The following is a 12585-nucleotide window of genomic DNA, read 5'->3' on the forward strand; positions in this document are numbered from 1 at the left end:
ATCGCATCCTTTATCTTTAGTCTTTACTGCCTCTTTATTGTACCTGATAAAACAGCCCGAGACCAGTTATATTTCTATGAAAGTAGTCGCTGCTTAGAGAAAAACAGCCGCCGAAAGTTCATACACGATCGCAGCCAGAATCGCAGCTGACGGCAAGGTGATCAGCCATGTCAACAGCATATTTTTCCCCGTACGCCAGTTGACCTCTTTTTTATGATTGGCCGTTCCAACCCCCATAATCGAGCTGTCAATCACCTGCGTCGTGCTGACCGGCAAATGGATGAGTGTTGCTGTCATAATTACTGAAAGCGAGCTGATATCAGCAGCCACACCTGTCACCGGCTCAATGCGCATGATCTTGGTGCCCACCGTTTTGATGATCCGGTACCCACCGACCGATGACCCCACCGCCATTGAAAGCGCACAAAGGAATTGCACCCAGAAAGGCACGCCAGCCGTTTCTTTCAAAAATCCACTTGCAATCAGCGCTAGTGTGATCACACCCATCGTTTTTTGCGCATCATTCGTGCCATGTGCATAGGCTTGCAAGGCCGCTGTACCGATTTGCGCCAATCTGAATTGCCGATTGGTTTTCACCCGTTTTTTATTCCTAAAAAGCCATTTAAATAACGAATAAATACTGAACCCCACGCCAAAACCAATAATCGGCGAAATAATCAACGCAATAATAATCGTTGTAAAGCCGGAATAATTTAGCACACTAAAATGCCCAGCCGATGCAACGGATGCCCCAGCGATTGCTCCAATCAAAGCATGTGAGGAACTGCTCGGCATCCCGATCACCCATGTCATCAGATTCCAAATAACCGCCGCAACCAGACCGCAAAGAACCACAAATTCCCCATGGTCGAGCGCAAACGGGTCAACGATATCTTTCGTCAAAGCCTCAGCCACTCCCGTAAATGAAATTGCTCCTAAAAAATTCATGACGGCTGCCATCAAAATAGCCACGCGCGGCTTCAAAGCTCTTGTCGAGATGCAGGTCGCAACAGCATTGGCAATATCATGAAATCCATTAATAAAATCAAACGCCAGCCCTACGATTACAATCAGCAGGGTGACTAAAATAACCATATCCATATTGGCAGCTCCTTTTCCAACCATCCACACTTTACCCTTTTTCGGGCAAACAAAAAACATATCTGCGAAACTATGCTCGCAGATATGCCTTAGTTAAAAGTCATAATTATAGTCTTCCATCATGTTGTCATGCATGTCGTAATCATAGTCATAGTAGTAGGAATCCATGGATACCATCCCAAAAATCATCATGAAAAACATCACAATCGTCAAAATAAACGAAACGGCTGTCAGCACAATCCCAGTAATCATGAGACCTTTCCCGTTTCCAGGTTCAAAGCTTGGTTTTTTTACCAGCATATAGATAATGAAAACAATGATGACACTTGTGAAAATGGTCAGCAGACACCACATAATTCCACTCATGCCACGGTTTTCAGCATCTCGGTAAATCCAGATCGCCATAACCGCTCTAGCAGCTAGTGAAAGCAGGCCAGCAAAAATCATAAAAATCATCGAAAACATCATTATACCCATTTTGATTCATCTCCTTCATGTTCGAAATGTGTTTCTTGTTGTACACTGGAATCAACCGGTGTTTCAGGCTTATGTGTTAAAGTTAAAATTCCGGCAACTAAATACAGAATCCCTTGAATGCTGAGAATTTGAAGTCCGCCAAAAACAATCAAAACAATGCCAAAGGTTTTAACTTTTGGTGAATCTGCCTTGATTTTAAATGCGGCAATATAGCCAAAAATCGTCCCTGCGGCAATAACGAGTCCGATAATCACAAAGAAAATCAAACCGATTCCCATGAAAATATAATCCTCTGGAAGAAAATATGAATATGAATCTGCCGTGCTTACTAAAACGCCAATCCCAATCATTGCCACGTAAAAGAATACAAGAAGTGCAGCAAAAGTATTAAAAATTGCACCAATCAGTGCAAGAATAAATTCCGCCTGTCTGTTCATTTCGTCCCTCCTGTCCAATAAAATTCATGCTTATTTTAAGTGTAGCATGTTTTGGACTACTTTTGTTAAAAAAAAGAGAGAATTCGATAATTTTTAGTCAATTTTAGCTGCAACTCAAAATTTCCGCGCTATTCATTCTGCTTTTCAAACGATTCACCCGTTCCCCTCTCCATCGAAATACTATTCTAATGGGTCAAAAACTTCCCCTTCTCCCTTTCACGCATGAAAAACTTCACCAACCATTAAAAATGAGCCTGCAGCACTTAGAAAAATTCAGCTTCCCCACTATCCAATCGCCCGTCAGGCTATAAAAAAACGGTGCCCGGTGAACCACCTCCCCAAAACAGATCTGAAAATCTACTTTTTGGAGGTTGTAACACCTGTCACCGTTTTCACCTTATCGTAGCCATCTAATCTCGACTAATCTCGTTTCATGCGGTTTCAAGAACTGCTCAATTAACATGCTTTCTTGAATATCAACCTGCTTGATTGCTTGCTTCGGTTGCGCGACTTCTTTTAAATAGCGCAGCAAATCAGCCGATATTTCTCCTTCCCCCACCTCTTTCACCGTTTCATCCCATAAATCGTACACAGAACCGCATTCTTTTGATAAGACCTGCTCTTTAATCTCATATTTGCCCGCTTTGAGATGCGTTAACTTCAAGGATAGTCCCTTGATAACCTCTTCTGGAAAAGCATCATACGGATTGGCACTGGTCGTCCCGCCCTCTTTCGCATACAAATTTTGAAAATGTTGATAATGATAGGTCAAAATTTGATACTGATGCGTTCCACTTTTGGTCACAACATACCCTTCCCCTTGCGCCAAAATCCGATTGCCCAATTGGTTCAAAAATTGATACGCATAATAACCCGGTTTTTTCAGACCGCTTCGTGACACAAGCCCCATTCCGCCATGAAACTCTTGTTTAGGCGCAGAATATTCGCCGTGCAAATCACTAAACAACCAATAGCCGAAACTGTCAAGCTGATGCTGATTCTCCAAAATCGTCTTGATGATAAATGGCGCCTTAAAAGCCGTGTCATTCGTTGGTTCAGAATGGCTGAAGGTACTGTTCCACTCGGTCATATGCCACTCACAATCAGAAAATTCATGAAAAATCATTTTAAGATGCTGGATGGATTTATCCAAGTAAGTCGGGTCACTGCTGATGTAAAATTTTTGCGCCTCTGACAGGGATATCTGATAATTAAGCGGAATCTGATTGTTGTAATAAACATGAACAGAAATAAAGTCCGGCCGCAAGTCATGCGCCAAAAGATAGGTGCTGAACTCTTTCAAGAAAGTATCATTTTCCCCTCCCGGCAACGAGAATATCCCCGGCGTGCCGATTCGAGCCGTCGGACAGACTGCCCGCATCGTCTGAAAAGTTTTTTCATAGAACGGATAGAAAAGCTGCGGACTTTCCCGCCAAAATAAAAAGATATCCGGTTCGTTCCAGATTTCAAAGTACCATTCGGAAATCGCCTTTACCCCGTAACGATCGACTAAATGCTGCATGAAGGCTTCCACAAGTCCGCACCATTTTTCCTCACTCTTTGGTTGGGAAATGTTACTTTCTTCATAAAAAAGCGTTTCTGGTTTTGAAGCTAATTTCCCCGGCATGAATCCGATTTCAAAAAACGGCTTCAAATCGATTTCCAGTAAAAAATCAACAATCATATCGACATAGGTGAAATTATAAATCGGTTCATCATCCATATCCTCATCATAGACATGCAGCTCATCCGCAAAAATATCATGAAAACGCAGATACTCAAAGCCAACATCCCGCTGCAGATCCCGTAAATCAGTCTGAATCCGCGCCAGAAGCAGTTCCTTCGCCCGACTGACCGTCATTAGTTTTTTATAGGACATATCGCGTTTTTTCCCCGCCTTACTTGTTTTGATCAGAACCATCTCGCTCGATTCAGCTACAGAAAGCGCCTCTGGAAGTCTTGCCACTTCTTTATTCATCTCTAAAAAGCGGGACAACTTTTGGAAAATTTGCTTGTGATTAATCGAAACATATTCTTTTTTCCAACCATCATTGCTTAAAAGTAATTTTTTAGAACCGCCGTTTTTTCGCCGATATTCCCCGGGCGGCATCCCGTAAAATTCACGAAACAGCCTTGTAAAAGAAGATTCACTCGAAAAACCATTTTGAAGCGCAATCGTAGCCACTGTAAAGTCAGTCGTCATCAAATCCTTCACAGCCGCGTTCATGCGAATTAAATTCAGATACTGCTTGAAGGTCATTCCGAGGTGCTGCTGGATAAATTTTGATAGGTAGGTTGGTGACAAATAGACTTGTTTCGCAACATCCGTCAATGTCAGCGGACTCGCATACTGCTCACGAATGAAATCCATAATCTCAGTCAAGCGCTCCAGTTTCCTAGCCTCGGCTGATGTATCTTGCCTCTTTTCATGAACAGAAAAATAACGCATCAAGACGTCCAGCAATTCATAGTACTGACTTTTTAAAAATAATTGACTGTGCGCGCGTTCTAGGCAAATTTCCTGAAACATCTTAGCAATGATAATCCGCAAAACATCAAACGGCTTTTGATCACGCTGAGAGAATCTGGTTGAGCAACAGTCAAATGAATACTGCTCAATCTCCGGCAGCTGCTCGCTTAAATATTCTGTCGGCAACTGCAAAACAAGCAAGGTGTTATTTTCCTTACTTTGTAGCGCATGGACCTGTCTCGCATTAATTAAATATAAATCATTCTCGCAAAGCTCGATTTCCTCATTATTTAAATAGACCGTTACGCTTCCTTCCAGAACAAAAATCAGTTCAATACAATCGTGCCAGTGGTTAGTTACAAACATTAAGTGATGGACCAATAGACGGAACGGCAAACCAGCATCAGGTTCAATCAGTTCATAAGAGCGAATCAAGTTTGTCACCTCGCGATAAATTGATAGTTTCATTGTAACATAGTCAACATGTCCCGTTAAGAAAACGCTTTATCCTTTTGTTTGATGAAAGAATTTTCTGTCATATTTATTTTCATACGGATCCATGCACAAGCTCCATAGAAAAAGGTGTATTTAATTCATAGAGATGCGCTCATACTGAAAGCGTATTCAACAAACACAAGGAGGATTTATATGGAACTAGCAAAAGAAACACTCGTCGAACAGCCTCGCAGTACATCAGTCAAGCTCTCCGTGAAAGAAAAGGTCAGCTATGCACTTAGTGATACTGCCTGCAACCTTGTTTTCAGCATGATCACCATGTATTTGATGTATTACTACACAGATGTCGCCGGGCTTAATGTGGCTGCAGTCGGAACCCTACTTCTGATTGCCAGAGTTATCGACGCTTTCGACAGCCCGATTTTTGGTATTCTAATTGATAAAACGAATACCAAATGGGGAAAATCGCGTCCTTGGTTTTTGTGGCTTTGCTTACCATTTACAATTATGGCCGTATTAACCTTTTCTGTTCCTGATATCAGTGATACTGGGAAACTTGTTTATGCCTACATTACTTATATTTGTTTAGGAATTCTTTACGCTGGTATCAACTTGCCGATCGGATCTCTTCTGCCAAGCCTGACAACAGACTCGCAGGAACGGACGGTGGCTACAACATTTCGGATGATCGGCGGTCAGACCGGATCTCTAATTGTGGCTTTCCTCGGGCTGACACTCGTTGGACTTTTAGGCGGCAGCAATGAACAGCTTGGTTTCACTTTAACAATGATCATCTTTGGTGTGATTGCTGTTTGCATGTTCCTGCTTGCCTTCAAAAACACACGCGAGCGGGCTAACGTCAACGGTGGTGCAGCAGTTCCTTTCAATCAGAGTATCAAAGCCCTTTTGCCAAACAAACCATGGTGGATCCTGACGGTCGTCATGTTCGTTACTTGGACCGTTACCTCGGCAAAAATGGCCAATACCGTATACTTCCTAAAATACAATATTGGCAATGAGGCATTTGTTGGATTAGTCAACGGACTTGGTTCCATCGCAATGATCGCTGGACTATTTACCGTTCCATTCCTCTCCAAAAAATTATCGCCAAAAATGATCGTCTGCTTAGGATGCGTTGTTGGGATCGTTGGACAGTTCGTCTTACTGGCTTCTTCCATGACCCAAAGCATCACGATCGTCATTATAGGAACCATTATCGGTGGTATGGGCTCAGGACTTCCAGCTGGCATTATGGGCGTCATGATGAGCGATATTATCGACTATGGGGAAATAAAATTTGGCGTTCGGGCTCAGGGATTACTTTCCAGTGCCATTGCTTTTGGTGTAAAATTTGGGATGGGGATTGGAGCTGCGATTTCAAGTATTATTTTGGGCGCAGCTGGTTATGTAGCAAATCAAACACAGACAACAGAAGTCCTGCACGCAATCGACTTTAACTTTGTCATTATGCCGATTATCGGGTTTGTCTTGATGCTCGTCTGTATGATTTTCTATAAGTTAGACAGAGAACGCGACGATATTCGCCGTCAAATTGAACAAAAACGCTTAGATGAAGAAGGAGGACAATTTGAATCATGAGAAAAGTAGATTTAACAGCCAATCCTTATTTTTTGGATGAAAACGGTATCAACTGGGTGGAAGCAACCTTACAAGGGATGGATGAGGATGCGAAAATTAAGCAGCTTTTTGCACCGATCGTCATGAGCACCAACAAGGACGAAGCGGTCGAGTGGGTAAAGAAATACCAGCCTGCCGGCCTGATGTACCGTCCAGAAGCCAAAGAAGCTTTGCAAGATGTCTTTCGCGCCATGCAGGAAAACAGTGATGTCCCGCTTCTGATCGCAGCCAATTTGGAAGCTGGCGGCAACGGACTGGTAAACGAAGGCACCTATGTCGGAAAACAGCTGCAAATCGCCGCTACGAATGATGAAGAATATGCTTACCAACTGGGTCGAATCTGCGGGAAAGAGGCCGAAGCGATCGGCTGCAATTGGGCATTTGCGCCAGTGGTCGACATTGATTTCAACTTCCGCAATCCGATCACAAATGTCAGAACTTACGGAAATGATCCTGAGCGAGTTTTACGGATGGGACTTGCTTATAAACATGGCTTTGATGAAGTGAACGGTGCCGTCTCCATCAAGCATTTCCCAGGCGACGGTGTAGACGACCGCGATCAACATTTACACGTGACGTACAATCGGCTGAGTGTGGACGAATGGCAGAACAGCTATGGAAAAGTTTACCGCGGCCTGATTGAAGAAGGTGCTCATACCGTGATGATCGGTCATATCGCCTTCCCTGAATATTCACGTGCGAAAGGAATTGCCGACGAAAAGATCCGTCCTGCAACACTTGCCCCCGAACTGATGGGCGATCTGCTGCGTGATGAGCTCGGTTTCAACGGTATGATCGTCACAGATGCCAGCGTGATGGGCGGCTTTACCATGCTCGAAAAACGCGAATTCGCCGTTCCATATTCGATTGCAGCAGGGGCTGACTGCTTCCTGTTCAACCGTGATTTGGACGAAGATATTATGTACATGAAAAAAGGAATTGAAAACGGCATTTTGACAATGGAACGGGTGGACGATGCGGTTCGTCGTATTTTAGGGGTGAAAGCATCTCTTGGCTTGCATCAAAAAGCTGAACTCGTGCCCGGCAAAGAAGCACTTGACATCATCGGCTGTGCAGAGCATCAGGAAATCGCCCGTGCAGCAGCTGACAAAGGGATCACCCTTGTAAAAGATACACAAAATTTGTTGCCAATTGATCCGCATAAAAAACGCCGTGTCTATTTGCAAGCAGTAGGTGTCGAAGAAGATACACCCATTTATCAGTATCTGCTCGACAAATTAACGGAAGCAGGCTTTGAAGTAGATGCCAAACCGGTCCACAACTGGGGCTTCAAAGACATGAGCATCTCTGTCGAAGAAATCAAGCAGAAATACGACCTGGCAATCTTCTATGCGAATGAAGCGACCATGAGTAACCGCACGCAGGTCCGCATCAACTGGGGCATGCTCGGCTTTAATATCCCGTGGTTCATCGAAGAATTGCCGACGATGTTCATCTCGACAGCCAATCCGTATCATCTGATTGATGTCCCGCACATCAAGACTTTCATCAATGGTTATTCGGACAGCGAATATGTCGTGGATGCCATTATCGAAAAAATTCTAGGGCAGTCGCCGTTCGTGGGAATCAACCCGATCGATCCTTACTGCGACGGACGCTTTGAGCTTAAACTATAATCAAATCGAGGAGGAATCACCTAATGAAAAACTATCAGGAAACTTTGCAAGACTTGCGAAATACAACCAAAACGGTTACAGAAGAAGGCATTCTAACAACCATTCGCTTAACGCCTAATGCGGCCTCTGGCGATATTGAAGCCATCCTTTTGGAAGATATGCAAAAAAGTGCGCTGGGAACACCTGATGTCGTCTCTTCCCTCAATGAAGATGCGCCAGAAGCACCGCCAGTCATGCCTGATTTCTCCAATGTCGAAATTGCCACTCAAGCAGCGCTCCAAATGCGTGCCATGATGGGCAGCCCTAACATTGATCTGACCACCAAAATCGTAACGGCTGAAGAAACGATCAGTGGTAAACACGGCGATATTCCCGTCCGCATCTATCGGCATGAAGACCAGACTGAAAAAGCACCAGCCTTGATTTTCTATCACGGGGGCGGTTTTGTAGGTGGAACAATAGATGTCGTTGAAAACTTCTGTAAAGCCATCGCAGAAAAATTACCGGCAGTGGTGATCAATGTCGACTATCACTTGGCACCGGAAAGCCCTGCACCTGCAGCTACAGATGATGCGTTTGCAGCGGTCACCTGGGTAAATGAAAATAGCGATCGTCTTTTGATCGACTCAACGTGTATCGGTGTGGCCGGCGACAGTGCAGGCGGAAATTTGGCCGCTGCCGTCAGCTACATGGATGGTATCGCGGAAACCAACATTATCGCTTATCAAGTACTTTTGTATCCAGCTCTGACGCTTCTAGACGAAGACAATCAAACATACAGCTGGTCCATTGAACAATTTGAAGCAAGCGAAATGACCGCCAAAATCGTGACACCGATGATCGTCGGCATGGGCGGTTCCAATCAGTTGCTCAGAACGGCCTATGTGCGTGATCAAAATCCGGAAGAACCTATCTACTCTCCGCTTCGTGCACCAGATAAAAGTATCTTCCCTTCTACGATGCTTGTCAGTGCAGAATTTGACTTCTTGCGGCCGATCACATCCCATTTCGGCAAATTATTGCAAGATAGCGGCGTAAAAGTAGAAAATATCGTCTATCAAGGTGTCATGCATGCCTTCATCGATAAATATGGCATCTTACCGCAAGCAGAATCATGCGCAGATGATATCGTCAACTTCATTAAAAGCTTGTAATTTGTAAAAAAGCGCACCTCCAACGAGCGACCCATTCTACCTTTAGAATTGGCGCTGCCCGATGGAGGGCGCTTTTTTGTTTTTACTCACAAAATTCACTGTTCTTGTAGCTTATCCTCGGCAAAAGCCAGCAATTTGAAATGAGCCTCAAGCGCATTTGCTGCATTTTCCCCCACTAAATCGACTAGTGCTTTCTTCTCGCCTCTTTTTGGAACGCGAATCTTTGTTGGCAAGGTCTCTTCTAAAAGCTTTGTTGAAAAACCAGTTTCCAGCAAGACTTCTTTTGGGATTAGATGATTGGGCTCGCTATAAAAATGACTGATAAAGGACAATTGGGCCTCCTCTTGACTGCCCACATATTCAAAAACAGCCCCGTCTCTGCCATTTACAGCGCCACCACGCACGAAGAAAATTTGGACAGCCAAATAGCCGTCTTTTTCTCTAAAAGCAAAGATATCCTTTTCCCGAAAATCTGTCGTTAGCATCTTTTGCTTTTCAATCGTTTTTTCGATGGCCAGAATGAGTTTATGGGTTTCCTTGGCACGCTCAAACGCCAGCTGATCGATCTCCCGCCTCATTTTCTGCAGTAGCTTCTGCTTGACTTCCAAATGTCCCCCGTTTAAAAATTTACTGATCCGGCGAATCTGCCGTTGATAAGTCTCCTCTGAGACCTCATGATCACACGGCCCGATACACTGTCCAAGATGAAAATAAAAGCATGGACGTCCCGGCTTTCCGGAGCAGTGACATAATGGGTAGATCTTCTGCAGCAATTCTTTCGTTTCCTCTGCCGCAAAGCCGCTCGGATAGGGGCCAAAATAGCGACCGCCGTCCTGCTCAACCTCCCGCGTCACAATCAAATGCGGATTTTTTTCATGGGTAATTTTAATATATAAATAGCTGGTTCCATCTTTCAAGCGAATGTTGTAAGGGGGTAAATATTTCTGAATCAGCGTCATTTCAAGGAGTAGCGCTTCTTTTTCCGAATCCGTTAAAATAATTTCCAGATCGCGAATGTAGTGAACAAGCCGCGCCGTTTTCCCTCTATGCTTTCCGGTAAAGTAAGAACGGACGCGGTTTTTCAGATTCTTCGACTTGCCAATATATAAAATCTCGCCATGCTCACCCCGCATGATATAACACCCGGGATGCTCCGGTAAGATCGCTAGTTTTTGTCTGATGATCTCTTCCACCTGCCAGACCTCCTAAACAAACGTACGTTCCCTACATTTTACTCTCTCTACGTTTATTTGTAAACACTTTAACTTTTTAACATATTCACACTTTTGTCACAAATAAAGGCAAATTACTGGTTATTTTATATTAATCTGATGCTATACTGGATTTATCCCCAAAAAATAAAGGAGAATTTTCATATGTGTGAATACACCCCCAATATCCATTTTTACAACTATCAAGAGTTTATAAAAATTGCTCAAGCCGCTAAGATTCCTTACATCCAGCAAGATCTTGAAAAAAACGTGCAACTTTATAACTCTACACAAGCAGAGACTGACCTGTTTTTGCTAACAGATGGATTTGTCGGTGCATATAGCCGTGACTGCGATTATTTTCTGATGACGATTCTAGGCAAAGGCTCACTTGCTAACTATTTTACACTTTTAGACAACCAACCTAATCGTTTTTCCATGAAAACTCTATCAGATTGCTCTATTATCCGCTTTAAAAAGGCAGATGTCGAATACCTTTTGTCCATGTTTCCTGAGAACTATGGCTTTCATTTCTATATCACCAAGCAGCTATCGACCCACACCTATTTAAAATCTTTAGTGCTCGCCCTTCCTTCCAATGAACGTGTGAAAAGGGGCGTTACTGCTTTGGGACAGCTACTTGGAGAACCCGTCGAAAAGGATGGCAAGCAAATGGTTTGTTTATCCCGACACATCAAAACATCCGTTATCATGGAATATTGCAACTTATCAAAAGCTACTTTCTTTCGGCTATTCAAGGAATTGAAAGACTCCGGCTATTTAACGAAAGATGGTGATTGGTACATCCATGATCCACAACTTTATCAAGAGTGTCATTTCAAAACTACTAAATAAAAGCACAAGCATCCCATCGCTACCTAGAGGGATGCTTTTTGATTTTCTAGAAGCTCCGTCTATGGATTGTTTAGTACCCGCGAATTTTATCAAAATTGATTTCCCCAAGCGGTACACCCGTTTCCAAAAATGTTTTCAAGCTACTCAAAACGACCGGCCACCCATTATTGTATCCTTCAACGGTGTTAGGAGTCGTTTCAAAGTCCTCCGCCAGCAGGTGTTCATGGGTTAACGTCAGTCGCACCACCTCGCCAAGCGGCTGAATTTGAAATGAGACAATCGGCAGCGGATCATGCTTCACTTTTTGACCTACATAGCTCCACGTAAAGCGAAGACAACGATTTTCCTCGCAAGTAAGAATCGTACCAAAATCAGTCACTTGCCCATCACGTAAATATTCAACCGGTTCCCCCACTTGAAAAGTAGAGCGGATCTTGCTTCCAAAAAAGTATTGAGCCGTCTTTTCACCATCTGTTAAAGCATCCCATAGTGATTCTTTTGTCGCTTGGATATACGTTACATAAGAAAACGTTTTCATTTCAATTCGCTCCTCTCTTCTTTATTCTAACAAAAAAAGAGCCAAACCCCTAAGTTTGACCCTTTTAGATTAAATTTTCTTCACGAATTCAGATTTCAATTTCATGGCGCCAAAACCGTCAATTTTACAATCAATATTGTGATCGCCTTCCACTAGGCGGATATTTTTGACTCTCGTTCCCATTTTCAGGGGATTCGATGCACCTTTTACTTTTAAATCTTTGATGACCGTAATCGTATCTCCATCAGCAAGTAAGTTGCCGTTTGCGTCTTTTACGACAAGACCTTCTTCTGCCGGCGCGCTGCTTTCAGATGCTACATTCCATTCATGTCCACATTCCGGGCAGACAAGCATCCCCCTGTCTTCATAAGCATATTCCGAGTTGCATTCCGGACAATTTGGCAATTTTGTCATTTTGTACATTCCTCCATTTCCTTTTTATTATACTAAAAAAACCACTGCTAATGAATGCCTGATTTTCACTTTTTTCTTTCTTTTGGACAGATTTTTTAAAATAGATTTAAAAGTGTAATCTTTTTTGAATTATTTTCATAAATTTCATTTTTCATATTAACAATTGTATAATTTGAGGTTATAATATAGTGGTTGTT

At 43.2% G+C, this 12585-nt stretch carries 11 protein-coding genes; 4 read left to right on the forward strand and 7 right to left on the reverse strand.

Features of this window, described 5'->3' with window-relative positions:
* Window positions 1-93: 93 nt before the first annotated feature.
* The 4 genes from CS921_RS13220 to CS921_RS13235 form a co-directional block, all read right to left on the reverse strand.
* Window positions 94-1101, reverse strand: coding sequence for an inorganic phosphate transporter (locus CS921_RS13220; RefSeq protein ID WP_099224656.1), 1008 nt, complete (start codon window positions 1099-1101; stop codon window positions 94-96).
* Between the two features lie 93 nt (window positions 1102-1194).
* Window positions 1195-1578, reverse strand: coding sequence for a peptidase (locus CS921_RS13225; protein ID WP_099224658.1), 384 nt, complete (start codon window positions 1576-1578; stop codon window positions 1195-1197).
* The gene (locus CS921_RS13230) at window positions 1569-2015 is read right to left on the reverse strand and encodes a DUF4064 domain-containing protein (protein WP_205527788.1); all 447 of its coding nucleotides are present in this window, start codon (window positions 2013-2015) and stop codon (window positions 1569-1571) included. The genes CS921_RS13225 and CS921_RS13230 overlap by 10 nt, the downstream gene beginning before the upstream one ends.
* 397 nt (window positions 2016-2412) lie before the next feature.
* Complete coding sequence (locus CS921_RS13235) at window positions 2413-4953, reverse strand: GH39 family glycosyl hydrolase (protein ID WP_099224660.1); 2541 nt, start codon at window positions 4951-4953, stop codon at window positions 2413-2415.
* 180 nt (window positions 4954-5133) lie between these two features.
* On the opposite strand from CS921_RS13235, the gene CS921_RS13240 reads away from it, so the two are divergent.
* Genes CS921_RS13240 through CS921_RS13250 form a run of 3 tightly spaced genes read left to right on the forward strand, consistent with a single transcriptional unit; the run spans window position 5134 to window position 9370 of the window.
* Window positions 5134-6540: an MFS transporter gene (locus CS921_RS13240; protein WP_099224662.1), complete on the forward strand. Its 1407-nt coding sequence runs from the start codon at window positions 5134-5136 to the stop codon at window positions 6538-6540.
* Window positions 6537-8216, forward strand: a complete 1680-nt coding sequence (locus tag CS921_RS13245; RefSeq protein ID WP_099224664.1) for a glycoside hydrolase family 3 protein — start codon at window positions 6537-6539, stop codon at window positions 8214-8216. The genes CS921_RS13240 and CS921_RS13245 overlap by 4 nt, the downstream gene beginning before the upstream one ends.
* A gap of 23 nt (window positions 8217-8239) precedes the next feature.
* Window positions 8240-9370 carry an alpha/beta hydrolase gene (locus CS921_RS13250; RefSeq protein ID WP_099224667.1) on the forward strand — a complete coding sequence of 377 codons (1131 nt, stop codon included), beginning with the start codon at window positions 8240-8242 and terminating at the stop codon, window positions 9368-9370.
* A 95-nt stretch (window positions 9371-9465) separates the two neighbouring features.
* Here the strand turns inward: CS921_RS13250 and uvrC are convergent, their stop codons facing one another.
* Complete coding sequence (gene uvrC, locus CS921_RS13255) at window positions 9466-10563, reverse strand: excinuclease ABC subunit UvrC (protein WP_099224669.1); 1098 nt, start codon at window positions 10561-10563, stop codon at window positions 9466-9468.
* A 183-nt stretch (window positions 10564-10746) separates the two neighbouring features.
* Between uvrC and CS921_RS13260 the strand changes: the two genes are divergently transcribed.
* Complete coding sequence (locus CS921_RS13260; protein WP_099224671.1) at window positions 10747-11436, forward strand: Crp/Fnr family transcriptional regulator; 690 nt, start codon at window positions 10747-10749, stop codon at window positions 11434-11436.
* 70 nt (window positions 11437-11506) lie between these two features.
* On the opposite strand, the gene CS921_RS13265 is transcribed toward CS921_RS13260, so the two are convergent.
* Together CS921_RS13265 and CS921_RS13270 are read right to left on the reverse strand one after the other, a co-directional pair.
* Window positions 11507-11974 carry an SRPBCC domain-containing protein gene (locus CS921_RS13265; protein ID WP_099224673.1) on the reverse strand — a complete coding sequence of 156 codons (468 nt, stop codon included), beginning with the start codon at window positions 11972-11974 and terminating at the stop codon, window positions 11507-11509.
* Window positions 11975-12043: 69 nt separating this feature from the next.
* Window positions 12044-12388: a zinc ribbon domain-containing protein YjdM gene (locus CS921_RS13270; protein WP_099224675.1), complete on the reverse strand. Its 345-nt coding sequence runs from the start codon at window positions 12386-12388 to the stop codon at window positions 12044-12046.
* Window positions 12389-12585 lie beyond the last annotated feature (197 nt).

It is taken from the genome of Listeria costaricensis, assembly GCF_900183385.1.
Lineage (GTDB): Bacteria > Bacillota > Bacilli > Lactobacillales > Listeriaceae > Listeria > Listeria costaricensis.

Coding starts and splice junctions, on each gene's coding strand:
- CS921_RS13220 (WP_099224656.1), bottom strand. CDS start 1,101: ATGGATATGGTTATTTTAGTCACCCTGCTGATTGTAATCGTAGGGCTG.
- CS921_RS13225 (WP_099224658.1), bottom strand. CDS start 1,578: ATGGGTATAATGATGTTTTCGATGATTTTTATGATTTTTGCTGGCCTG.
- CS921_RS13230 (WP_205527788.1), bottom strand. CDS start 2,015: ATGAACAGACAGGCGGAATTTATTCTTGCACTGATTGGTGCAATTTTT.
- CS921_RS13235 (WP_099224660.1), bottom strand. CDS start 4,953: ATGAAACTATCAATTTATCGCGAGGTGACAAACTTGATTCGCTCTTAT.
- CS921_RS13240 (WP_099224662.1), top strand. CDS start 5,134: ATGGAACTAGCAAAAGAAACACTCGTCGAACAGCCTCGCAGTACATCA.
- CS921_RS13245 (WP_099224664.1), top strand. CDS start 6,537: ATGAGAAAAGTAGATTTAACAGCCAATCCTTATTTTTTGGATGAAAAC.
- CS921_RS13250 (WP_099224667.1), top strand. CDS start 8,240: ATGAAAAACTATCAGGAAACTTTGCAAGACTTGCGAAATACAACCAAA.
- CS921_RS13260 (WP_099224671.1), top strand. CDS start 10,747: ATGTGTGAATACACCCCCAATATCCATTTTTACAACTATCAAGAGTTT.
- CS921_RS13265 (WP_099224673.1), bottom strand. CDS start 11,974: ATGAAAACGTTTTCTTATGTAACGTATATCCAAGCGACAAAAGAATCA.
- CS921_RS13270 (WP_099224675.1), bottom strand. CDS start 12,388: ATGACAAAATTGCCAAATTGTCCGGAATGCAACTCGGAATATGCTTAT.